Source organism: Patescibacteria group bacterium, assembly GCA_041661505.1.
GTDB lineage: Bacteria > Patescibacteriota > Patescibacteriia > Patescibacteriales > JBAZCA01 > JBAZCA01.
Window position 1 is genome coordinate 22070 of the sequence record JBAZUF010000006.1, and the last position, 24450, is coordinate 46519.

At 44.1% G+C, this 24450-nt stretch carries 21 protein-coding genes and 1 tRNA gene; 10 read left to right on the forward strand and 12 right to left on the reverse strand.

Annotated elements, in window-relative coordinates; genetic code table 11:
• Nucleotides 1-3: 3 nt before the first annotated feature.
• The 8 genes from WC715_05445 to WC715_05480 all read right to left on the reverse strand — a co-directional run bounded on the left by WC715_05445 (nt 4) and on the right by WC715_05480 (nt 13541).
• Nucleotides 4-2457, reverse strand: a complete 2454-nt coding sequence (locus WC715_05445) for a tetratricopeptide repeat protein (GenBank protein MFA6171861.1) — start codon at nt 2455-2457, stop codon at nt 4-6.
• 65 nt (nt 2458-2522) lie between these two features.
• Nucleotides 2523-3641: a tRNA guanosine(34) transglycosylase Tgt gene (tgt, locus tag WC715_05450; protein MFA6171862.1), complete on the reverse strand. Its 1119-nt coding sequence runs from the start codon at nt 3639-3641 to the stop codon at nt 2523-2525.
• A gap of 20 nt (nt 3642-3661) precedes the next feature.
• Nucleotides 3662-5548: a hypothetical protein gene (locus WC715_05455; GenBank protein ID MFA6171863.1), complete on the reverse strand. Its 1887-nt coding sequence runs from the start codon at nt 5546-5548 to the stop codon at nt 3662-3664.
• 59 nt (nt 5549-5607) lie between these two features.
• Nucleotides 5608-8328 (reverse strand): DUF4012 domain-containing protein, encoded by a 2721-nt coding sequence (locus WC715_05460; protein MFA6171864.1) that lies wholly within the window; start codon nt 8326-8328, stop codon nt 5608-5610.
• 295 nt (nt 8329-8623) lie between these two features.
• On the reverse strand, nt 8624-10804 hold the full coding sequence (locus tag WC715_05465; protein ID MFA6171865.1) for a glycosyltransferase: 2181 nt from the start codon (nt 10802-10804) through the stop codon (nt 8624-8626).
• Nucleotides 10805-10859: 55 nt separating this feature from the next.
• Nucleotides 10860-11996: a putative lipid II flippase FtsW gene (ftsW, locus tag WC715_05470; GenBank protein MFA6171866.1), complete on the reverse strand. Its 1137-nt coding sequence runs from the start codon at nt 11994-11996 to the stop codon at nt 10860-10862.
• Nucleotides 11997-12066: 70 nt separating this feature from the next.
• Nucleotides 12067-13116, reverse strand: a complete 1050-nt coding sequence (gene mraY / locus WC715_05475; protein MFA6171867.1) for a phospho-N-acetylmuramoyl-pentapeptide-transferase — start codon at nt 13114-13116, stop codon at nt 12067-12069.
• 8 nt (nt 13117-13124) lie between these two features.
• Complete coding sequence (locus WC715_05480) at nt 13125-13541, reverse strand: hypothetical protein (protein MFA6171868.1); 417 nt, start codon at nt 13539-13541, stop codon at nt 13125-13127.
• Nucleotides 13542-13708: 167 nt separating this feature from the next.
• On the opposite strand from WC715_05480, the gene WC715_05485 reads away from it, so the two are divergent.
• The 10 genes from WC715_05485 to WC715_05530 are packed head-to-tail and all read left to right on the forward strand — an operon-like array spanning nt 13709 to nt 21912.
• Nucleotides 13709-15430, forward strand: a complete 1722-nt coding sequence (locus tag WC715_05485; protein ID MFA6171869.1) for a GspE/PulE family protein — start codon at nt 13709-13711, stop codon at nt 15428-15430.
• 33 nt (nt 15431-15463) lie between these two features.
• Nucleotides 15464-16594 (forward strand): type II secretion system F family protein, encoded by a 1131-nt coding sequence (locus WC715_05490; protein MFA6171870.1) that lies wholly within the window; start codon nt 15464-15466, stop codon nt 16592-16594.
• Complete coding sequence (locus tag WC715_05495) at nt 16591-17058, forward strand: GspH/FimT family pseudopilin (GenBank protein MFA6171871.1); 468 nt, start codon at nt 16591-16593, stop codon at nt 17056-17058. The genes WC715_05490 and WC715_05495 overlap by 4 nt, the downstream gene beginning before the upstream one ends.
• A complete protein-coding gene (locus WC715_05500) occupies nt 17039-17470 on the forward strand; it encodes a type II secretion system protein (protein MFA6171872.1) in 432 nt (143 codons plus the stop codon). Before WC715_05495 ends, WC715_05500 begins: the two co-directional genes overlap by 20 nt.
• A gap of 2 nt (nt 17471-17472) precedes the next feature.
• Entirely contained in the window at nt 17473-18042 is a 570-nt protein-coding gene (locus WC715_05505) for a type II secretion system protein (protein ID MFA6171873.1), read from the forward strand.
• Nucleotides 18043-18078: 36 nt separating this feature from the next.
• The gene (locus WC715_05510; protein MFA6171874.1) at nt 18079-19320 is read left to right on the forward strand and encodes a hypothetical protein; all 1242 of its coding nucleotides are present in this window, start codon (nt 18079-18081) and stop codon (nt 19318-19320) included.
• Nucleotides 19321-19371: 51 nt separating this feature from the next.
• Nucleotides 19372-20517 carry a type IV pilus assembly protein PilM gene (gene pilM / locus WC715_05515; protein ID MFA6171875.1) on the forward strand — a complete coding sequence of 382 codons (1146 nt, stop codon included), beginning with the start codon at nt 19372-19374 and terminating at the stop codon, nt 20515-20517.
• Nucleotides 20518-20533: 16 nt separating this feature from the next.
• On the forward strand, nt 20534-21070 hold the full coding sequence (locus WC715_05520) for a hypothetical protein (protein ID MFA6171876.1): 537 nt from the start codon (nt 20534-20536) through the stop codon (nt 21068-21070).
• Nucleotides 21071-21616 carry a type 4a pilus biogenesis protein PilO gene (gene pilO / locus WC715_05525; protein ID MFA6171877.1) on the forward strand — a complete coding sequence of 182 codons (546 nt, stop codon included), beginning with the start codon at nt 21071-21073 and terminating at the stop codon, nt 21614-21616.
• 5 nt (nt 21617-21621) lie between these two features.
• Complete coding sequence (locus WC715_05530) at nt 21622-21912, forward strand: hypothetical protein (protein ID MFA6171878.1); 291 nt, start codon at nt 21622-21624, stop codon at nt 21910-21912.
• Here WC715_05530 and WC715_05535 read toward each other — a convergent pair whose 3' ends face one another.
• The 4 genes from WC715_05535 to WC715_05550 all read right to left on the reverse strand — a co-directional run bounded on the left by WC715_05535 (nt 21913) and on the right by WC715_05550 (nt 24378).
• Nucleotides 21913-22614, reverse strand: a complete 702-nt coding sequence (locus tag WC715_05535) for a glycosyltransferase family A protein (protein MFA6171879.1) — start codon at nt 22612-22614, stop codon at nt 21913-21915.
• A gap of 90 nt (nt 22615-22704) precedes the next feature.
• Nucleotides 22705-22986, reverse strand: coding sequence for an HU family DNA-binding protein (locus tag WC715_05540; protein MFA6171880.1), 282 nt, complete (start codon nt 22984-22986; stop codon nt 22705-22707).
• 211 nt (nt 22987-23197) lie between these two features.
• Nucleotides 23198-23271: transfer RNA gene (locus WC715_05545), tRNA-Trp, on the reverse strand.
• A gap of 72 nt (nt 23272-23343) precedes the next feature.
• Entirely contained in the window at nt 23344-24378 is a 1035-nt protein-coding gene (locus WC715_05550; GenBank protein MFA6171881.1) for an AI-2E family transporter, read from the reverse strand.
• Between the last annotated feature and the right edge of the window lie 72 nt (nt 24379-24450).

Sequence of the window (24450 nt, forward strand, 5' to 3'; positions counted from 1 at the left end):
ATATTAATACATCCCCGGGAATTCTTTTTTAACCGCTTCTTTGGTCGCTTCATCGGTTACGATTGTCAGAAGCTTTCCGACCGCCAGCTTGGCGTTATCGGTTTCCCCGATTTTTTTATAAAGCAAGGCTACGCTGTATAAGGCGTTCGCGTGGCTCGGGTTTTGCTGGAGGATGGCTAAGAAGAGATTTTCGGAGTTAGTTAAATCTTCATTCTTCTTTACCGCGCCGTTGGCGGACGAACCAGCGTCAACGCTTAAATTTTGTTCATCAGCCGGGGTATTATTTACATCGGCGGTGGCAATATCTTTTGAGGCGTTTTGGGAAATATTCGGATTGGAGATGCCGCGATTAAAGTAAAGCCGGCCTAATTCAAACTGGTAGTCGGCGTTATTGTTGCCGAAAATTACCGCGCTTTTTAATTGTTCAATCGCCTCATCGTTCTTGCCGAGCGTTTCGTAAGCAATTCCTTTGCCGTAGAAAGCGGCGGCAAAATCATTTTTCTTGGCAATCGCTTCATCGTATTTTTTAATGGCTTCATTGATATTAAATTCTTTTTCGGACTTTTCAGTCTGGGCGTTCGCTCGGGCCATGTTGATTAAAGCCATGCGCAGATACGGGACCGGATTATCCGGTTCTAATTCAGCCACCTTGCTATACAGGTTTTCCGCCCATTCCAGGGCGCCGCGGGTATAAAAGCTAGCGTTCTCGTAAATTAGAGCCAAAGCTTCGTTGTTGCCGGCCTGGTTGGGGTTTATCTCAATTGCCTGCTTTCCGGAATTGACCGCCGAGCTTAAATAGCCCTGGATTTTATTTTGATCTTTGGCGTTTAAAGCTTCCTGGTTGGCTAAGGCCATGTAATTGTTGGCCAGATTTAGGTAGTAAATATCCTGATAAGGCGAAAGGGCGACGGCTTTATTCAAGCGTTCGATTTTTTGGTCCGCGTTCGGGGCGGCCAGGGCCTTTTGCGCGTATACGTCGGCAATATAAATTTTCGCGCCCATCGTAAAGAGGACGGCCACTCCGGCGGTTACCCCTAAAAATACGGCCGCCAGGGCCAAAGCGAATTTCGGCGAGGTGCGGAAGGACAAATTGAGGCTCTTAAACTTTTCCGGGTAAATATGGATAGCGGTTACAATCGTAAAAGTGGAAACGATCATGAGAGATACTATCAAGGAATTGTTTAAAGAGAATAAGAGCGCGTATATCAGGGCCGCGATAAAAGAGGCGGACGCGGCAAGCAGGATATGCGACTCCTCATTTTTTTCCGCTTTCAATAAGGCCATGAATATCATGGAAATTACGATTAGGCCGATAGCGACTACCGCGAGCGTCCCCAGCGCCCCGACTGAAGCCGCTAATTCAAAAAGCGCGCCAGAGCCGGAATCAAACCGGACGTTCCATAAAGGCGAGAGGTTGAATTCCCCGCCTTTGAACTTGGAAAAGCTATAATAAAATGTGCCCGGACCAGAGCCTAAGAAAACGAATTTTTTCAGGCTGGATTTGGCGATATCAAAGGAAGCGCTGCGCGAAAGGCTCACTTCGGCCGGCAAATTAAGGTTAACCAAGTTAAAATTCCCCAAAACCAGAAAAACGATTAATAAGAGAAAGACTCCGACCGGAATAATGAGTGAGTTGTTGGTAATTGGGACGATTTTTGAGAGGAAAAACATTAACACCACCACAATAGATACAATCGCTACTGGCCAGTAAGTAAAACCGTTTAAGAGGAAAAGCGAAATAATGTCAGCCAGAAGTATCAAACCTAATCCGATTTTTAAGGCGATTTGAGCGCCGGCTTTCAATTTCGGGAATATTTTTGACGCTTGGGCGATGGCAACAACTAATAGGGGCATGATTATTACAAGAAACATAGTCAAGCCGGTTAGTGAGCCAACTGGATTAAAGCTGTTGGTTCTGGTCATGCCTATAGGCAAAATATAAATCTTAAAAAGCTGTAAGAGCGAATAAATAATAATCAGACCCGAAGATGCCAGTAATATCGAAAACAGTTTCTTTATCCGCGCGCGGGTAATGTTATTTACCAGAAGATAATAGAAAAGAACAAAAGCGACAACGGCTAAAAAACTCTTGGCCGGATTGCCGTAAGTTCCGATAAGCGAATCTTTTTTCGATATGGAAAAGAAAGTAGAAGCCAAAAATATGGCCAGTGCGGCTAAAATCGGCCAGTCAAGCGGAGTCCGCTTGATTTTTAATTCACCCACAATCACCCCTTTAGTAACCCAGGCGACAACGCCGATTAAAACTAAAAAGTAAAAAAGCATCATCTTCTCAAAGCCTACTCCCTGGGAAACCAGCCCAGTGAAAAACAGCGGGCAAAGAAGAAATATTCCCGCCAGGCACGAAAAAATAATGTAGTCGATTGCCTTGGCTTTTGCATCCATTCCATCGGACGCGGCGCTTAAACTTTTCCCTCCGCTCTTGAATATGTTGGCCATAGTGTTAATTCTTTTCCGCCTGAATTCGCGTAAAAAGAATCTGAATTATTATTAAAATATTTTAATTAATTATACTTCCTTCTTAAGGATTCAAGCAAGCCGGCGTAAAACGAAAGGTTGTTTATGCTGGCGATTCTTTGCCCCAGGCTTTCATTATTTTTTAAAAGGTAATAAAGATAAGCCTTTTTGTGCCGTCCGGCCGAAGAAAAATCTTTTTTGTACCGGCTGTTGGTTATGTTAATACCATTATAGTAAATTTTACCCCTTCTTAGCAACTCCCCTTCTTTAGCCTGGAAAAGGCGGCCGTGGCGCCCTTCCCGGGTCGGGATGACGCAGTCAAACATATCATATCCCAGCCGGGCGCATTGGAGGATGTCATTCGGCGTACCGATGCCGAGGGCAAAGCGGATTTTATTTTCCGGAATCAGTTCGGCCGTATATTTTAGCATCCCTTTTAAAAATTTCCCCTGGCTGTTAACGTGCCTTGCCCCAAAGCCGTAGCCGTCCCAGCCGGCCGCGCAAAGCCCGTCAAAACAAATTTTTCTTAAGTCTTTATACTCCCCGCCCTGGATTACGGCAATCGCAAGCGGGCGGCGGGCGGCGGGAATTTTTCTTTTTTTAATTTGCTTCAAATATTCCTCGCGGCAGCGCGCACCCCAGGCAATAGTCCTCTCAACTGATTTTTCAATTTGTTTTTTTTCCGCTTCGTTCGGCGGACAGTCGTCAAAAGAGACAATTATATCAGTCCCTAAATCAAATTGGATTTCTATGGATTTTTCCGGCGTTAGCAAATGCTCTTTGCCGTCAACCGGAGACTGGAAATATACTCCTTCGTCGGAAATTTTTCCCAGGGGCTTTTTGCCGTTTTTCCTCCGGGCCAGGTTCTGCACTAAAGAAAAAACCTGGTAGCCGCCCGAATCGGAAACAAGCGGCCTCGTCCAGCCCATAAATTCATGTATTCCCCCCGCTTTTTTAATAATATCCGTTCCAGGCTGTAAAAATAGATGGTAAGTGTTTACCACCATAGCCTCTACTCCGGCTTCCGTTAAGTCGCGGTTGTCCAGAGTTTTTACGTATCCGCGGGTTGCGTCCGGCAGAAAGACCGGCGTTTCTAAAGTACCATGCGGCGTATGTACGCGTCCATGCCTTATTCCCTGGCTGTCAGTATTAGTTAATTGAAACATTGTTTAAGGTTATTTTACGGTTATCTAACTACCCCGTCTGACGCGCCGATTTCGTCATCTTCTAATTTTGTAGTTTTGGCTTTAGAAGTGCCTGAAACCGAAGAATTAGTTTCCGAATCCAGTCCGCTCGCAACCGATCCGGCCGATAAAACCATGATTTTGTTTTTGTCGCTTTCAACCGGTGAAACGCCGATAGAAAATTCAGCCGTTAAGTCCTGGCTTAAAACCGGAAGACGGCCGACGTTCCAGGTAATCTTTCTTTCCGCGTCATTATACTCAATCTGTCCGACATTCGAGTAGCTCTTTCCCGCGTAACTTACCCCATCCGGCAATGCCATCTCGACTTTAGTGCCGGATAATTCATGGATGTTTCCGCCGATAGCCCAGGTAGTTTTATAAGTCGTTGCTTCTCCGGCTTTGGGCGGCGTCGGTCCGGTTCCGACCGGCAGGTTGTCGTCATTAAAGTACTGGATTTTTTCGGTAAAATTCAATTGGCTGTTTACCTTGTTTATTATGGTATTGCTCACATTATCTTTTTCTCCCTGGCTGCCGGAAACATTATAGCGGGCGTAATTTTTAATTTCAGCTGAAGAGCTTGCGCCTATCCGGTCTTTAACCTTTAATTTAAATTCAATGCTCCCTTCACTCCCCGGCGCGACGGATTCAAGCTGGGGAATTTCGTTTTTCGACCAGCTTATAGTATTGCCGCTCACTTTTCCCTTGTTTTGATCAGATAGCCCGGCCCAGTCAATCGCGCCGCCGTCAATAACGGCCATAATAACGACGTCTTTTAAGGTGGTTTCGCCCTTGTTAGAAAAGCTCAAAAGGTAGTTTAGATCATCTCCGAGGTTCACTCCCTGGTCATTTTTTGAACCGTTGATGATTAGATTTAAGGACAAATCGCCCTTGATAACATCAAAGCTAAACTGTTTTTCGAATATAGGATATTTTATTCCGCCGTATTCAGTCGAAATGACAGCGGTAAGCTGGTCGGTATCCGCTTTCTTTTGGGTTATCTTAAACTTAACCGGGAATTGCCTTTCTTCACTGGATAATTCCCCTACCCTCCACTCATTGGGCGAGGTTGATGAAACCTTGATCCAGCTTAATAGAGAAGGGCCGGAGACAATTTCTAAATTGCCGTTTTGGGAATTCAGGGCCATAGTAAAATTGTCCAGGTAGTTTTCATCCTGTTTTTTAAAATTAACATTAATCGTGTTTTCTTCGCCGATTAGGGCACTGGAAAAATTGTCGAAGTTAAAATCAATTCCAATTCCGGCTACCGCGATTTCAAAAACCGCGGTTTTTTTGAATTCGGAAGAAAAATTATCCGGAACATACGCCGCTTCCGCGTAGATTGAGCTTTTATCGCCGGCCTTCGAGAATATTTTTCCCCTCACCCTTATTTCGCCTGATCCGTTGGGGCCAAGGCTTTCAGTTTTCCACAAGTAATTTTTCGTGCTGGACGCGGAAACCGCTTCCGGATTGGAGGACAAAACTACAAAATTTTCCGGAAAAACCGCCCGGATTCCCAAAGCTTTTATATCCACTTTTTCCAGATTCTTGTAAGAAAGAACTATTTCTACTTCTTCGCCGGCCATTACCATGTCTTTACTGGGGGTTATTACCAAATTAAAATGCTCATTAGCCGGAGCCTTTTTGACATAATCGTAATAAAGCCAGCCCGCAAGCGACGAAATAGCCAGGGCCGAGATAAGAACAACTGACCAAAAAACCGCGCCATGGCCTTTTTTTATGTCGAATTTTTTTACGTCGACCATTTCGCCATTATCGCCTTCATAAATTTCAACCAGGCTTTCATTTATTTCTTCATTTTTGGCTTCCGCGCTTTCCGCCGGTACCGGGGCGGCTGAATTTTTAGAGTCAAGATTTTTTTTCTTCCACATATTTTTAAATTTAATGGTAAATTTGAAAAAAATTTCTGTTTAGTAAATATTTTTAGAAATTATTTTTTTTCCAGGATTGCTCCCCAGTATTTGTCTGAATCAAGCTTTGCGCCAACGCTCCAGCCGGTGTTTTCTGCCGGCTGGTTCTCGGGGTATTTCCATTTAACATTAAAACCGGGGTCCAGGCTCAAAATTGAATTAAAATAAGTATTAACGCTTCCCGGCTGTTTTTCAACCATTAAACTGTATGGGTAAAGGGACGTTTGGCCGGGGTTAAAGAAAGCCAGGACGATTTCCTTCCAATTTTTTTCATTTTCCTTTTCGGCTATCCGGAAAGGCAGGCGGTATTTTATATTTATCTCAATCGTTTCGCCGGGATCGACTTGCGACCAGTTGGCAAAAACCGTCTTTCCGAACTCATTGTAAATTTTAGTTTTTGAATTGGGATCAGTCCGTCCCGAACCCTCGCCTTTTAAAACATCCGCGTCATCGGTAAGGCTAACATAGCTTTCTTTATAAAGGCTTTGGTCAACCGGGTCAAAGCCGTAAGCTTCCAAAAGCTCTGAACCAAGAGGCACGTAAATCCGCATCCAGTCAACGTTCCGCGAACCGGTGAAAGCTTCGCCAGGCGCGCCCGAATGCGCCCGAATAATTTTTAAGGTGTCGATAATATTCCCCTCTTTGTCGATTTCGGCTTTGTGGCTTATAGTTTCTTTTATGGCTTTATCGGTTTTTTGCCCGCCGATATTGGCGTTAGCTACCATTAAATAATCGCCGGCAGTAGCGGATATTCCGGCGTCCCAGCCGTATCTTTTAACTTCCTCCTGCAACTGGCTGTCGTTAAAAAAAGTTAGAATTTGCTTTTCATTCAAACTGGATTCAAGCGCCTGCGCCAGTTCGATAAAATTATCCTTGGATATTTTTTTCGGCAGTTCATCCATCATCTTATACATCAAATCCCCGATTATTTTTTTCGGCTTGCCAGTCGCCCTTTGTTCCGGATCTTCGGTAATCGATTGGGTTGCTGTCCAGAAATTGTCCGATTCTATTATAACGCCGTATTCGCTCTTTAAGTCGATCGGGCCGGTAATTTTTAAAAGCTTTTCCAAAACTGTCGGCGTAAGGGCGATTACGCCGTCAACCGTTGACCCGTCGCTATTTTCGTAAAACCATTCAAGCTTTTTAGCGCTAGCCGGCCAGTCCGGCCACCAGTTGGCGTCCCAAAAGTACCACCTTGGCCCCAAAATATGCATCGCTTCCGGCGCCCGGACGAGCTTTGAGAGCGCCCCCTTGGTATCATATCCGCCGCCTTGCGGCACCTCAAGTTTTTTTATTTTTCCTTTATCCAGGTCCAAAATCGCGAAACTGCCCAGGAACCCGCCGGATCCGCGCATCTCGGCATTGTTTTCGAAAATGAGCAAATAGCGCTTTTTTTCTTCGCCGCCCAATAGCTTAGTCATCGTCCCCGATAATTCTACTACATCCTGGAGCATCCCGGCGGTTTCTTTCCCCGCTTTGCTCATTTTTACAAAATTGTCTTTTTGATTATCCGGGATATTATTCAGATTTATTTTGCCGGCTACCTGATCCAGCTGAACGGCCAAATCCCGGGCCTCGGAAATTTTCGGGGTAAATTCGCGCAGTATATCGATTATCGGTTTTCTTTCATTATTCCCCGCCGCTGAAAAAAGAATGTCCATCGCCCCTGACAAACTGCCCCCCAAGGCGCTCGCGATCTGTCCGGCCGCTAAAATATTTTTTGATTCAGAAGCTAGCTTTATATTTTCGTCCGGAATTAACCCGGCTAGCACCAAAAATCCGTCGTTAATGCCTTTAATTTGAGCTTCGGCGGCCAGGAAATTTTCGCTGGCCTTTGAAAAATTATCTTCGGCTTCGTTAAACTTAAATCCGCCGAGAGCTTTTCCCGCCGATACCATATTGCCGAAAGCGTCAATCGAAACGCCGAGAACTTTTGCCTTGGCGGCCGGCAAGTTCATTGATTGGTAAAAAGTAAAGGCCTTTACCGGCAGAATTAAAATTATTATTAAAGCCAAAAAAGAAAAAGCCGGTCGAAAGGAGCTTCTTTTAAACTTAGGCATTAATAATTTCCACTGGAATTTTTCTTTTTTTTGGGCAGGCGCATATGATTTTATCTGGCAGGTGCTTTCATCACGGATTTTTTCATTTCTTGATGGCAACTCGTTATGGCAAGCTAGTTTTTCGGAAGACAGCTTCCTGCCTTTAACTTCCTTAAAAAGATATGTCGGTAAACGCCTGATCGGGCCAGCCAGATATCTTAAGAGCCCGAAGGGAAATAAAATTCCATGCTTGGCGATTTTTGGTAAATTCCTAAAGGTAAAAAGCGTCCCGCGGGCGAATTTTTCAAAACTCCAGCTAGACAAGCTTACTGCCGGGCTGATTAAATAGTAAACCAGGTTATAAGAAAGTTTGATGAAAAATACCATCAGCCATCCGGCGGCATATGACAAAAAGAAAACCAGCCGCAAGCCAGCCGCAAGCAACCGGAAAAAAAAGATGATAAAGCTGAACACTGCCAGCCGGCGCAGTTTCGAAGATTGTATCTTTTTCACCCAGTCCGTGTTCAATGTAAATTTCCAATTCGGTAATTTATACCCGGTGCCGCTTCTTACGAATTTGCCCTTAATATTATTTAATAGTCCCGGGCTTTTTACTTCTTCCCGCGGTTTTAAGTCAATAACAAACTTCGACGGTTTATCGGCCGGTTTGAACGCTTCCCAATTTTTATAATTTTTTGCCATTATTTCCAAAAAATTTAGGAAAATTTTCAATTACAAAAAATCCCAATCACCTTTGAGCGCATTTTCTTAATTATAACATAAGTATAACTAATGCAAAAGGGTTTTTAGCGTTAATTTAGACAATAAAAAAGGACCCTAACAAACGCGTGTAGAATCCTGGACATGTATTAGCTTAAGAGGTTTTAAATGATCAAGCCTTTTTCTGCCATTTGGATTTGGCTTAAATTAAACAAAAAACCGGGATTCACCCAGTTTATCTTTTTTGGCATGTGTGCTACTACAACCGACAAAATTGTCATTTTAAAATAATTCCAAGGATATCTTCGGCTGCCTTCGTCCACGATAAATCATAAAGGCTGGCTGTTCCCTTTTCTATCAGGCTGGAGCGCATGTTGTCATTACCGCATAAACTAGACATCTTATCGGCTAAGTCATTTTTATTACCCGGCGCGAAAAACAAAGCCGCGTCTTTTCCGTTCTCGCGCATTACGGGAATATCGGCAACAATGGCCGGCGTTCTTGCGTCCCAAGCTTCAAAAAGCGTAATTGAAGATCCTTCATCGGCGCTAGGATGGACGAGTATGGCCGATTCGGCCAATAGCCGCCACTTTTTTTCTTCCTCTAAGTAACCGGTTAAAGTTATTTGATTTTGCAGGTTAAGCCGGGATATAAGCGCTAAAAGGCCATCATATCCATAACCCGGTTTGCCGGCTAAAACTAAATTCCAGCCGGCATGGCCTTTTTTAAATTCATAAAAGGCCTTAATTAAGATGTCGATGGATTTCTTTTTTTCAAGGCGCCCTATAAAAATTATCTGATTTTTTCTTTTTTTATTCCGGCTTAAATTTTTTTTTGGGGTGTAGGCCATAGGAATGACGGCAATCCTGTCCAGCGGCACAGAGCACCACTTAATAATTTCGCTTTTTGAATACTCGGAAATAGAGATTATTTTTTTCGCCCTTTTTAAATTCCGGTTCAGCGCGTAGCTTTGGGCGAGCCTTTCGAAAAATGAGTATTTTTTCGGATTGGATTTAAAAATTACGTCATGAATCGCGGCAAAGCTGTTTTTCGGAGCGTTTTTCGGGATATAATAGGCTGGAGTAAAAAAATAATCCGGCGGAGAATATTTTAGTTCGCCGGCCAGCGCGCGCCTGGTCCAATTTCTTTTAGCCGGAATGACTTTTTGGATTTCTGACGGTAAATTCTTCAACGTATACGGTGCGTATAGGCGCAGGCGGATTCCGGCTTTTTTTGCCGCCGGAATCAGGCAGTCGATTAAATTTTTCGAATATACTTCAACTCCGGTACGCCTCCCCTCCCCGGGATATTTAGGATTTTCCGAACGCGAGGCGTCAACTCCTAAAACCGGCCGCTCGGGGTTATTGTCGGAAACAACTTTTTCCAATCTTCGCATAAAGACTTCGGCGTCGTATTTTTTCGCGTGGTCTTCGCATATCTTGCGGCGGGACTGGCACCATTCGCTCGTCATGGTTTTGACCGCCTTAATTACATCCTCTTCGCCCGGATCGGCCTTAATTAAAATTCCCGTCTCGCCGTCAACAGTCGATTCGACCAGGCCGCCTTCGCGGACTCCTAAATAAGGTTTCCCGGCCGCATTAGCTTCCAGATGCGTAATCCCCGCGTCCTCGTCTATCGGAATGTAAACCGCCGCCCGGCAGCGGCCGGCCAGTTCTTTGAGCTTTTCGTCGTCTATCCAGCCAAGGACGGTGATATTCGGCGCGCCTTCGGCAATTTTTTTGACAATTTCTAAACGCGGCCCGCCGGATGCGACTATTAATTTTTGTTCCGGCATCTTCTTAAAAGCTTTGACTATCAACTCTACTCTTTTCGCCTCATCCACCCTTCCCCAGGATAAAAAGTAATCCCCTTGCCCCCGCCACTTAAATTCAGCGGTTAGAATCGGCGGCCAAATGACACAGCTGGCATCGCCTCCGGTATGGGCGATTATTCTTTTCCGCACATTTTCCGAATTGGCGATGTTGATGTCGAATTTTTTTACGGCCCTTAAATAAAGCCATTTCCAAAAGCGGGCAAAGGCCGCGTAAGCCGGACGGAGATACATGGGATACATGTTCCGGGATAATTCGTATTGATCAAAAACGCGGCGCGGAGTCGAATGAGTGTAGACGATTTTTACCGCGGTTTTTTTCGCGTAATTGGCTACCGCTTCCGTAGCGGTTTGGCCTGAAGCAATCAATAAATCGTATTTTTTAAACAATTCCCTGTTATTCCAAAATAAATAACGCAGCCAAAAAAAGCGGACAACCCGCACCCCGATAATTTTATTTGAGAGCGGGGCAAGGCGCGGGCCCAATTTTTTTTGATATTCGGAAAAAGTATCCGGATGGGCGTAGGCCGTAATAAAGTCCGCGTTAAGGCGCAGAGCGAGAAGCAAGACTGTTCTTTCTCCGCCGCCGCGAAAACCCAGATGGTCGTGTACTATAGCGATCTTCATCCTGGTTTGTTTAATTATTCCGCCGGGCGGAATTAGAAATCGTTAGTTATTAATTTTAAGCCGGCCTTGAGTATTTGCTGATGTTATAAATTATGCCAGCGGCGCCCATGGCCGCCATAATCGATGACCCGCCGTAGCTTACAAACGGCAAAGGGACGCCGGTCATGGGAATTAAATTAATAATTCCTCCGATATTAACAAAAGCCTGGATGATTAGCCAGCTTGTTAAACCCAGGCCCAAAATTTTTCCGTACCCGTCCGGCGCGTTAATCGAGATTTTAAAACCGCGGTAAAATATTGCCAAATACATCAAAACCAGCGAAACGCTAAAAATAAATCCGGTCTCTTCGCTAATAATGGCAAAGATTGAATCGCCGGTCGGCTCGGGTAAATAGGAAAATTTTTGCCTGGAAGCGCCGAGACCCCGGCCGAAGAATCCGCCGGAACCGACGGCAATCAGCGCCTGGTTAGTTTGGTAGCAGACGTTCTGGGTATCGTATTGGGGATTTAAAAGGCAGCGGAAGCGATTCCTTTGATACTCTTTTACCTGCAATAAGCCAAACAAGCAAACCGCCGCCACAAGCATTATAGTCGCGATGTGCCGGGTTCGCCCGCCCGCGACAAAATAGACTATAAGAGAGCTCGCGCCGATTATGGAGAGGGTTCCGATGTCCGGCTGAAGGATCATCAAAAACGCGATAACCCCCATGACGATAAGAAAAGGCAAAATTCCTTCCTGGATATTTTTTAGCTTGCCCTGTCTTTTTTCCAGCCAGGCGGCCAGATATAATAAGAATGAAATTTTTACGAATTCGGAGGGCTGGAGCGAAAAACCAAAAACATTAATCCAGCTCCGGGCCGAGCCCCAGCGGGCCGAGAGCCCGGGGACAAAAACGAGCAGGAGGAGAAGGATGGAAAAAATCAGCATTAAGTGCGCATTCTTTTTCCAGTAGCCGTAGCTCACCTTGGCGGCAATTAAAAAAACAACAACGCCCAAAAAAATCCCCTCTAACTGATGTTTGACAATATAATAGCTGTCTCCGTATTTTAAATAAGACGAGGCGGAAGACGCGCTCATTAAAGAAACCAGGCCGAATAGCGTAAGAATGCCAACCAAAATTAAAAAAACTTTGTCGCCCTGAAAGCGGCCGTCCGGCTTTGCGAAGTCGTTTTTATTTCGAAATATTGGCATGGTTGTTTTTAATCCAAGACCGGGCAAATTATTATCCGCTCCATTCGCTGGCAGACTGGCCCTCTGTTGCCTAAAATTGCTTGTCCAGAACAAAAATTATCAGGCCGATGGCGGCTGAAACCCAGCCAATCACCCAAAAGCGCATGACGATTTTCGGCTCGCTCCACCCCAGGGCTTCAAGGTGGTGGTGGAACGGAGAGGATATAAATACTTTTTTTCCGCCCCTTAATTTTTTGGAAAGAATTTGGATTATAGTTGAGGCGGCTTCGATGACAAAAACCAGCCCCACAAACGGCAGGATGAAAACCGTGTTGGTATATATGGCCACCAAAGCTAAAGTAATACCCAAGGAAATTGATCCGGTATCGCCCATAATAAAGCGGGCCGGGTTGATGTTAAACCATAAAAAGGCCAAGAGCGCGCCGACGATTACGGCGCAAAAAACCGCCAAGTCGTATTTGCCCATGATAAACGCGATAATTGAGTAAGTGGTAAAAGAGCTTAATAATATGCCGCCGGCCAGCCCGTCTAGCCCGTCGGTTTGGTTAACGGCAAAAGCGGTCCCGACTACAACGGCGATGAAAAAAATAATGTAAAATCCGCCTAAGGCATAAGTTCCTAAAAACGGAACATGGACGATGTCCCAGCTTAGCTTAAAGTAAAACCAAAGCGCGCCGACCAAGGCGATAACCGCGTAGATCGCCAGTTTGTGGCTGAATTTAATTCCCCGGTTTTTATAGCCCCGCCGCCGCACATCAAGATAGTCATCGAATAAGCCGACCGCCGCGGAAGAAACAAGACAGCCTAAAGGCAGCCAGGTTTCCGACCGGGAAAGGAAATTCAGTCTGGCGAATAAATTTTGCGGCCATAGCTTGGCCAAATAAAAAAAGCCTAAGCCGAATAGGAGCGTCGTTACCCAGACTAAAATCCCGCCCATAGTCGGAGTGCCGGATTTATGGGCATGGAGCCGGGAAAAAATCGGCGTCGAGCCGTCGTTCCGGATTTGCTTCCCCAGCCGGTATTTGTAGACAAAATGAGTAAAGAGCGGGGTCCAGGCGATAGTAAAAATAAAAGCGAATGAACTGAAAAAAAGCGCCCGGATAATTTGGAAGTCAGACATAATAAAAATTATCTGAAATTGATAATGTAAATAAGGCCTAATGAAAGCAAAAGATAGGCGTTCGCGGCCAGGCTGGCAAAGATAAGGAGGTAGGAAAAATATTTTCTATCCTTTTTAACTATCATTGAAACTACTGCGTTTGCCGTTAAAATTACCAGCCCGAGCACCGGAATAACATAAAGCTTGTTTAAGCCGCCGATCAAATCGATTCCCGAATTTACGTTATAATGGAGGATTAAGAGGTCTTGGCTGGAGCTTTTAATAATGGCGAATGAAAAAACCAGGCTAAGAATGATAAATAACAAAACCAGCCCGGAAAGGGGTTTTATATAAGGGAGATTCAGCCAATCCTGAAAATTTTCCTTCGCTGCCTGCCGAAGGAGATAGAAGTCAGGCAATTTTACCGAATGGAAGATGTCTTTCATCTGTTTGGCGGCATAATTTAAGTTTACGGCGCTAAAAACAATCTACCATAAATTTACGAAAAATTGAAGGGCGGGTGAAGTTATGGTATAATTTCATTAAGCCTAACACCCCGGCAAAGGGTTTCTCCGGCATGGGGTTTTGAATGAGGCCGTAAAAAATTTTCGGTATGTTTACAGACCCCCAGCTAAAAAAAATTCTCCTGTTCAATAAAATTTTATCGGAAAAAGAATTTGCCGAGGTGGAAAATGAATCCCGCAAAAAAGACAAAAAAATCGAAAACTACCTCTTTGAAAAAAAAATCCTAAACGTTAATTCGCTTTATGACTGCGCCGCTAAATATTATAAAGTCCCTTTTATCAATTTAAAAGACCGGGCGGTTAGAAAAGATATTTTAACTTTATTGCCCGAGCCGCTCGCTTCCGCCCACCGGGTTGTTTCCTTTGACGCCAATGATAAAGAGATTATGATTGCCTGCCTTGATCCGAGCGATATCCAGACGTTCGAATTTATTAAAAAGAAAACCGGACTGGAGCCGAAGATTCATCTCACCCTGCCGGAATGCATAGAGGATGTTCTAAAGGCTTACCACAAAAGCCTGAAAGCCGAATTCGGCGATATTCATGACGGGAAGTTTTTAGAAAACGAAGGCGATCTAAAAAAGATGGCGGCCGATTTGCCGATTGTCCGGGTGGTTGATACCCTTTTGGAATACGCGATTTACGAAGAAGCGTCCGATATCCATATCGAACCGGAAGAAAAGGATTTGATTGTCCGCTACCGGATCGACGGAATCTTAAATACGGTAATGACCCTACCTAAAGAATTGCAGGCCGGAATTAACGCGAGAATCAAGGTGCTTTCCAATCTTAAAGTAGATGAGCACCGCCTGCCCCAGGACGGCCGCTTTAAAATCTCAAACGCCGATTACAAAATTTCTTTCCGCGTTTCCATTATCCCGACTTTTGACGGGGAAAAAATCGTTTTGCGGCTGTTAAACGAAAAATCGCAGGTCTTATCTTTAGAACAGCTTGGATTGCAGACCCGCTGTCTGGAGATGGTAAAAGCCAATCTGGGAAAGCCCCAGGGCATGTTTTTAGTAACCGGGCCGACCGGCTCGGGAAAAACCACTACCCTGTACACCGTCCTAAACATGTTAAACAAGCCGGAAGTGAATATTTCCACGATTGAAGACCCGATTGAATACCGGATGCCGCACATTAACCAATCGCAGGTCAACCCTAAAATCGGATTTACTTTTGCCATGGGTTTGCGCGCGTTTTTGCGCCAGGATCCCAATATTATTATGGTCGGCGAAATCCGCGATTCTGAAACCGCCGAAATCGCGGTCCATGCCGCTATGACCGGCCACTTAGTCTTATCCACCCTGCATACCAATGATGCTATCACTACCCTGCCCCGGCTTTCAGAAATGGGAGTGCCGAATTTCCTGGTTGCTTCGACCGTAAATCTGATTATCGCCCAGCGCCTCGTCCGAAAGATTTGCCCGAACTGCATCCAAAGCTATAACCTTACCGCGGAAGTGATTGATGACATAAAAAAACAGCTGAACATAAATAATATTCTGCAGATACTGGAAAAGGAAAAAGTAATCGCTGACGCTAAAAAAGGGCTTGAGTCCATGCTCTTTTATCGCGGCAAAGGCTGCGTTAAATGCAAGAATTCGGGGTACAAAGGCCGGATCGGGATTTATGAAACGCTGGAGGTTAACGACGCGGTTTCCAACCTGCTTTTGAAAAAAGCCGATCTAACGCAAATTCAGGAAGAGGCGGCAAAGCAAGGCATGCTTTATATGGTTGAAGACGGCTTTATAAAAGCTAAAAACGGCATTACGACTATCGAAGAAATTTTGCGGGTAACCCGCGAATAATAAAAACAGGCCTATAAAACCGAAAAAAATTCTATGGCAGTTACACTAAAAAACGTTAAGACCGAGCCGGAAAATCCGCCAAAAGAAAGCGCCGGCCAGAAGGTCAACAATTTCCTTTTAAAAATCTCCTCGGTTCCGGGAAAGGAAAAATTATTTTTTCTCCGCAACCTGGGCGTGATGCTGAAGGCCGGTATTCCCCTCTCTTCGGCCCTAAAAACTTTATCCGCCCAGACGACTAACAAAAAATTTAAAAATATTTTAACCGAGGTTTCCTTAAAAGTGGAAAAAGGCTTAAGCTTCCATGAAAGCCTCGAGCCTTATAAAAATATTTTCGGCGAGCTTTTTATTAACATGATTGAAGCCGGAGAAGTATCGGGAAAACTGGAAGAAGTTTTGGGGCAAATTTATATCCAATCGAAAAGGAGTTATGAGCTAAAGTCAAAAGTTAGAAGCGCCCTGGCTTATCCGGTAATAGTTTTAATCGCTATGGGCGGGATTGGATCATTCATGATTATTTTCATAGTCCCGAAAATTACTGATATGTTTTCCAGTTTTAACGCCGAGCTTCCCCTGCCGACAAGAATATTAATCGCTGTTTCAAACGGCATCGTTAAGAACGGCGTATTAAGCGCCATAATTTTCGTGGCCGTAGTAGCGGGATTGGTGCTGGGGTTAAGAACCAGGCGGGGAAAATATTTATTCCAGTATCTGATTCTGCGCCTGCCGACGGTAGCCCCAATCGTAAAAAAAGTAAATCTGGCCAATTTTTCAAGAACTTTAAGCTCGCTTTTAAAAACTGACATAATGATAATTAAATCCTTCCAAATCGCCGCCAGCGTAACCGGCAACCTGTATTACCGCGACGCCTTAAACCAAATAAGCGAGAAAATCAGAAAAGGCGGAAAAATAAGCGACACTTTGTCCAGCTATGGCGCTTTGTTCCCGCCGCTCGTTACGCAGATGGTCGCGGTCGGCGAAGAAACCGGAGAACTGGACAGTATTTTGGAAGAACTGGCCCAATTCTACGAAGAAGAAGTGTTCCAAATTATGGAGACTCTCCCCTCTTTAATCGAACCGATTTTAATTTTGGTCCTCGGTTGCGGAATCGGCGCTATGGCCGTTGCTATAATCGCGCCGATGTATAGTTTGACTTCCGCCGTATGAAATATGGTAATTTTTTTTCAAGTCGCCGGCGCGCGTTTACTGTTTATGAAATTTTAATTGTTATCGGCATTATTGTTCTTTTGTCGGCGATTACGATACCTTATATAAATAAGTTCCAGCCAAATCTAAAATTAAACGCGGCGGCAAGGGGCTTAACCGCCGATCTGCGCTATGCCCAGCAATTAACTATTACCGAGCAGGTACTCCATCTAGTGAGCTTAGACATTGCCAGCGGCTCCTACAGCCTGTTAAGAGTTGATGCCGCCACCACTACGGTGAAAAGCGTCGACTTGCCGCTAAGCGTAAGCTTTAACGCGGCCAGCACGACGGTTTCCCAGGTCCGGTTCAATTCATACGGAGGAGTAGTTTCCGGCTCGGTCGGTCAGATATTCCTAACCAACACGAACAGTAAAAACCAATTAATCAATATCAAGCCGTCCGGTTATGTCGAACTCTCTAATTAAAGGCCAAAAAGGAATTTCTTTAATCGAAATAATGGTATCGATTTTAATTATTTCGATAGCTTTTGCCGGCTTGATGCAGGCCTTCCCTTTAGGCTTGTCGATTAACCGCGAATCGGAGAACGCGACTTTAGCCGCTTTTTTAGCCCAGACTAAATTGGAAGAGCTTTTTTCAGCTGATTATGACGATATTGCCGCCGGAACCATAGAGGCTAAGCATAGCCTGTCTTCCGATCCTAATGATTATTTATCCGGCTATCAGCGCCAGACAGTCGTTTCTTTAGTTGACGGGGATTTGAATTCTTCGGCGGCTGACGTCGGGCTAAAAAAAGCGATAGTCACGGTCTTCTACCAGGACGCGATTTTCAAAAAAGAGAAGAGCTATTTTATCACTTCCCTAATCTCAAAGAAATAATTATGCGCATCCCGGAAAAAGGATTTACAATTCTGGAAATTACGGTCTCAATGTTTCTTTTTACTTTCGTAATTATCCTGGTCGGCTCAAGCTTTATAATAGCCCAAAAAGCCTATAATAAAGGAGCTACGGAAAATGAGCTGACTCAAAATATCCGCGTCTGCCTTGACCGGATTACCCGGGAAGTCCGCCAATCGGTGCAGATTATAACCCTCCTTCCGGCGGTTGCTACCGACCCGGAAAACCCGCCTTCTAACGAAATTATCTTCCAGGACGGCCACAACATCTCGCAAATTACCTATCTTCGCTATTATATCGACGGCTCGAATATAAAGCGCAAGCATTATGCTTTTTATTTTGATGATGACCCGGCGGTTTACGTAACTCATAACAGCACCGACGCTTATGGCAACCCGCCCAGCGAAATATCCCTTTCTGATGATATTATCGGGGAATACGCCGAGGATATGAAGTTTTGGGGGACGGACGGGCATATTTTTTTATCTCTTTCCCTAACCAAAAACCAAAAAACCATAAAAATCGATACCAGCATTTACAGCCGCAATGAGTGATTCAGTGCGAATAACTAGAAATAAAATAACCGATATATGCTTAGAGAAAAGCTAGCTAATGACAACCGGGGAGTAGCGCTGCTTTTAACGGTCTTGACGACCATTATTATTTTATTTCTGGCCATTTATTACTTAAGCTTTACCCTTACCGAAAACAAAATTTCGAAAAGCCAGATTTACGGAGTCAAAACATATTATCTGGCCGAAGCAGGAATTGCCGACATGATTTGGAAATTGAAAAATGACGAAAGCTATAAAACCAGCTTCGAAACCAATCCCGCCTGGTCGGAAAATTTTACCCGGACTAACCCCTTTGGCAGCGGCACCGGTTCATACACCGTAAGCATTGCCAATTCCAATCTGGCGCGGGGAGAAATCACTTCTACCGGGATTTTTGATGCTGGCGGCGGAAAAATTAGCCAGCGGATCATTAAAACCCAGGTTTATAAAGCTATGGGCACATCCGGAATCGGCTCCAACCCCGGGTACGCTGACGGGAATATCGACATTAACGGCAGTCTGGTGGATTTTCATAATGGCAGCGCCCATTCAAACGGAAATTTTATCGTAAACGGCGCCAGTACGGTAGATATTGATGCTGACTTGGAAGCTGTAGGTAATTTTAACAAAGTATGGTTTTCGACGGTAAACGTGGCAGGCGCCACCCACGCCGCGAATTACCCTCCGGCCGCCGCGCCGATTCCAATGCCGGCCATAGATTTTGATTCGGCTGATTCCAATTCCTATAAAAATAAGGCAACAGTCGTCTATACTGAAACCCAGTTTGCTAATTTAATTAAAAACAACAGGGATTTAAATTTACCGGGGCCGATTACTTATGTGTCCGGAAATGTGAATGTCCGCGGCGATGAAAACCTTACTATTAACGGCTTGCTGGTTGTAGAAAGGGATTTCGTTATCGGCCAATACTGGTGCTTGGGTTTTAGGTGCGGAAACAGTTCCGTTACGGTTAATCACGCGGAGGGGACAGCTTCAGGAATTTTAGCCAAGAGAAAAATTAATTTTCAAAGTTTTACCGACAGCGTGAATATTAACGGACTTGTCTATGCTAACGACTCTTTTGACATTTCGAGCGTCCCTCTTTTCGGCGGGACATCTTTTAATATTACCGGAGCCGCGGTCGGGAGGAAGCTTTCGATTTTTAGCTGCTGGCAGGATATTAACATTACTTTTAACAATGAATACGTTACTGAAGCTTTAGGCGGAGGCTTGTTTTCACCAGTTATAACGGTCGAACATTGGGAAGAAGAATATTAGTATGGTATAATATTAAATGGAAAACGCTAAAATTTTCATATTTTTATATTTATGTTTTTTGCCCCAAAAGTAATTTATCCGATCGGATTAGACATATCCGATCTTTCTATAAAATTGATTCAGCTGACAAAAATCCGGGATAAAATAAAAATTAGCGCCGTAGGCTGCGCCAGGCTCCAGCCGGGAATTATCGAGAAAGGGGAAATTATAAAAGAAGACATATTGGAAAAGGAAATTTTAAAGCTTTTAGCTTCGCCCCAGTACGGGAAAGTTGAATCAGACGAAGTTATCGCTTGCCTGCCGGAAACCCAGACTTTCATCAAGCTAATTGACGTAGAAAAAAAGAAAAATCTTGATGAGCCGATTAAAGAGGAAATAGAGAAGCACATTCCTATTCCTATAGAAGAGCTGTATTTTGACTATCAGGTTATCGAAGAAAAAATAACTGAAGCCTCGGTATTAATCGGCGCGGCGCCGAAGAAAGTCGTTGATAAATTCACTTCCCTTTTGGATAAAATCAACCTTTCAGTCATTGCCCTGGAAATTGAGCCGATAAGCATATGCCGGGCGCTATTATTGGAAGAGGGGCGGAAAAACAAAGGCAAACATGAAAAAAACTACTGCCTTTTGGACATTGGAGCAAAAAGGGCCAGCCTTACCGTCTATTCAAAAAATTCCATACTTTTTTCCATGAGCCTCCCTATCTCCGGCGAGGAAATAACCGATACCATCGAGAAAAAAATAAAACTTAACCGCGAACAGGCCGAAAAGGCCAAGATTATCTGCGGTTTGGACAAAGAAAAGGCCGAAGGCGCCGTAAAAGCCATATTAGCGGAACACATGGGAAAGCTTTTATCGAGAATAAAAGAATCGCTCGATTTTTACTTGATGCATTATGCCGAATACGGCCCAATCGATAAAATCATCCTGTGCGGCGGCGGCGGCAATATAAGAGATTTGCCCGCCTATTTGTCAGAGGAATTAAAAATTGATGCTATTGTCGGCGATCCTTTCGTTAATATCGGAGGGGATAAGGAAAAATACGGAGGCGCTTTTTTAGAAAAATTTAATATTGACGCGAAAAAAACCAAGGGAAAAGAACCGGTCCGGAGTAAATCCCTTATGCAGGGAAAAGAACTTACCTATACGACGGCTATCGGCCTTGGCCTAAGGGAGGTTTTTATTGACGAGATGTAATTTTCGGAAAATAAATATGCTGAATATCAACCTGGTCTCCGAAGAGCTAAAAAGAGAAATAAGCCTAAGAAGGATTTACGTTATCTTAAAAAGGATTTCCTGCTATTTTATTTTTATTATCGTGGTTTATTCGATTGTCCTGGTTTTTGCCCGCCTTCTGGTGTCGATAAAATTCGAAGAAATTGTCGAGCAGACTACGCTAATTTCGAAAAATACCCAAAGCTATAATTCAAGAGTCAAAGAAATAAATTCAAAAGTGGATTTTATTAAAGGAGTGCAGAATAATTTCATCCAGCTTTCCTGTTTTATAAAAGAATTGGACAAATTATCCGGCCCGTCTTTATTGATTGAACAAATCATGTTTAATCGTGAAAAAGGGGTAGTAATATTATCCGGTAAAGCTAAAGAAAGGCAAGCGCTTCTCTATTTTAAGGATAAGCTGGGTTCTTCAGGGTATTTTACCGAAGTGGATCTGCCGCTTGAAAACCTTTTTACCAAAACCGATATTGATTTCGAAATCACGGCCAAAACTAATCTCGAAAATTTCAAATAAATGCTTAAATTTAATTTTAAAAAACTTGATTATACTAAAAAGATTACTATCATATCGGGGTTTTTGGTTCTTGTTTTGGCGGCTGTTATCGTTTGGGTGGATCTGCCAGCCGTAAAAAATATTAATAAAATGAAGGATGAAATTGAGTTCCAGCGGCTTGACCTCGAAAAAAAGTACGCCAAGAGCCAGCGGATAAAAAAAATGGCCTTAAGCCTGGGAAAAATTGAAAATGAAGTTTTGCGGCTGGATAAAGTTTTTATAAGCGAATACCGGGAATTGGAATTCATCACCCGGCTGGAGCAAATTGCCCAAAGCGATTCGGTTATCCAGGAAATTAATCTAAATAAGAGTGCCGTTATGGAGACCGGCGGCTTCCGGGCAGTCTATCTGTTTGCCCGCTGTCAAGGGAGTTACGAGAACCTGGTAAAATACCTAGAGGATATTGAAGCGCTGGATTACTATATTAATATAGAAGACCTGCAAATAACCAAAGGCGAAAATGAAGAATTCAGCTTAAACCTAAAGGCGCTTACGTACTGGCGCTAAATAATATGCAATTCTTAAAAAGCCCAAGAAAAATTTTGTATATTTTCTACTCCGCGCTGGTTTTAACCGCGCTCGCGGTTTTTGCCCAGCTTTGCTTCTTTATTCATAACAATATCTACCAAACTATATATAATTCCGACCAAATATTAATCCTGCGGAGCATGGTGGCCATTGAACCGATAAACTTAAACGACTTTAACGAAGTAATTTCCAGTCTTCATGATAAGGGGCAAAAATGCGCGCGGGATAAAAAAACGCAGGCTTTACCGGAGTCGGCGGGAGAAGTAAAAGATTAATCAGGCAAGGCCATGCTTATTCTTAATGATTATCATGGCTTTTTTGTATTTCTTGACCGCGGGCAAAAACGGAAAGAGGCGGTAAGCAAAGCCGGGAAGCCAGTCGCTCATAGTGCCGCCGGGGCGGACCCGGTAAAGCGGCCGTCCAATCCAAACGCCGATTTTTCCGCCTTTGGTTATAGTAAGCCATAAATCCCAGTCCTGAAATTTTTTTAAAGACTCGTCAAAGCCGGGAAAACATTCGCGGCGCATCAAACTCATCATATTGATATAAGGAAATTCTTCCAGCTTCTCCCTGTCAAAAGGAAAAAGCTTAAATAACTTTCTTCCCCACCAAAAGGATGAATAAGCAAAGCTGGCCTTTGGATTCGAATTTAAGGCGTTTAGCATGGATGACAAGGCTTCCTGGCTTAAAACAACGTCTGCGTCGCAGAAGAACAGGTATTCCCCTTTTGAAGAGCGAAAGCCGGTATTTCTTGCCGCCGGCGCTCCTTTATTCATATCGTGGTTTAACAAGCGAAAACTAATGTCTTTTTCGCCGAATTTTTTTTTGTAGCTCTCGGCAACGGCCCGCGACTGGTCGCTGGAGCCGTCGTCAACGATAATTACCTCCAGCTCCGGAATGGTTTGGATTAAGATGCTTTCCAGGCAGGATGGAAGGTTCTTCGCCTGGTTATATAAAGGAATTATTACGCTTATCATGAAGTTGGCTTACTGCCGGCCGCTTCGCACCGAAACAGCTGGGAAAAAAATTCCCCCCGCGAAGATTAGCGGGAGGAATTTTTATGGAAGTTATAAAACTGCTTCTTTGGCGGCTTTGGCGACTCTGAATTTAACTACGGTTTTAGCCGGAATGTTAATTGATTCGCCGGTGGCTGGGTTTCTGCCAACCCGGGCGGCTCTTTTAACTTTTACCAGCTTTCCGATGCCCGGAACGACGAATTCACCGCTTTTTTTTACTTCGCCGTAGGCTAATTCAGTCAGCTTGTCCAAAAAATTGCCGACATCCTTTTTTGACATTCCAGTTTGGTTTGCCAAAGCCTCCAGAATTTGAGACTTAGTCATCTTTGCCATAATGGTCTAATGGCTTCGCAGCAGATTCTTTAGGCATTCCTGGGTAAAAATATGCTTAAAGAAGTTTGGCTGGCTTAGCCATTTAATATTAATATTTAATTTTTAGCCAGGAACAATACGCTAAACTACTATCATTATACACTATAATCGAATAAATGTGAATATTAACAAGGGTTTTACAACTTTTTGCCGGAAACTGTCAAATTGAATTTGGCACGGGTGGAGGGAATCGAACCCCCAGTTCAGCTTTTGGAGAGCTGTGGTTTACCATTAACCGACACCCGCATACTGATCGTTTAGAATAGCGATAAGCCCAGCCTAAATATTGGCGATTATCCGTTTTAACGAGCGAAAGCCTTATTTTTCGAGTATGCTCTCGTATTCAATCTCGTAGATATGCAAAATTGTTACCGCCAGGGAAATTATCAAAGGTCCGAAAATTATGCCCCAAAATCCGAAAAAAGCCACGCCTCCCAGGATTGAAAAAATTATGAACAAAGGGTGAACCTGGGCTTTTTCCTTTATAATATAGGCTCTGATTACATTGTCAATGATGCTAATGCCGCCGGTTCCCCAGGCGATCATAAATATGCCCTGCCAGATTTTACCGGCTAAGAGGAGATAAACCGCGGCCGGAAACCAGACTAATCCGGCGCCGACGTACGGCACTAACGAAAAAACGCTGGTTAAGATGCCGCCTAAGAAAGCCGGCAAGCCGACTACCCAAAATCCCAGGCCGGCAAAAAAGCCTTGCGCCGCCGCGTTTAGAATCGTGGATAAAACGGCTGATTGGCTTACATCTTTAAATTTGCGGAAAATCTTTTGGTCGTATTTATTGGGAAGCGGCGTCCAGCGCATTATCCTTTTTAGCATATTTTCCCCGTCGATCAGGAAAAAGAACATGCTTAGGATTATCAAAGCCAGGGAGAATATGAAGTTCGTCGTGCCGGCGATGAGAGACGTAGCGCCCGTAATCAGCCACTGATTGACCTTGCCTAAAGCGTCAAATAAATAGGTGCGCAGGTTGTTGTCTAGATTGACTCCCAGCTGGTGGAGATATCGGTTGTTAAGAAGCGGATCTAGGCCGTCGTGGCTGATAAAATTGGATATATTTCCGTAGGTTTCTATGAGCTTCTGGGCAGAATATATAATCAGGTTGGAAATAATCGCTACCGCGATAAGGATAACCGCGAGGCAGATAATTAGCGCGGCGGTTTTTTTTCTCCCTTTCAATAAAACCGAGAGTTTAATATACAAAGGATGCAGTATGGTTGCCAGCACGCCGGCCACAATAATATCAGCTAGAAAAGGGCTAAACACCAGATAGCATAAATACAATATGCCGGCGAGCATTAAAAGCAAGAAAGCCCTGGGGATCATGGACTTGTCCATATGTTTTTAGGGGCGAGGCCTATAATTTAATTTAGCCGCTTCTATAAACCAACCCCTAATTAGCTAACCCTA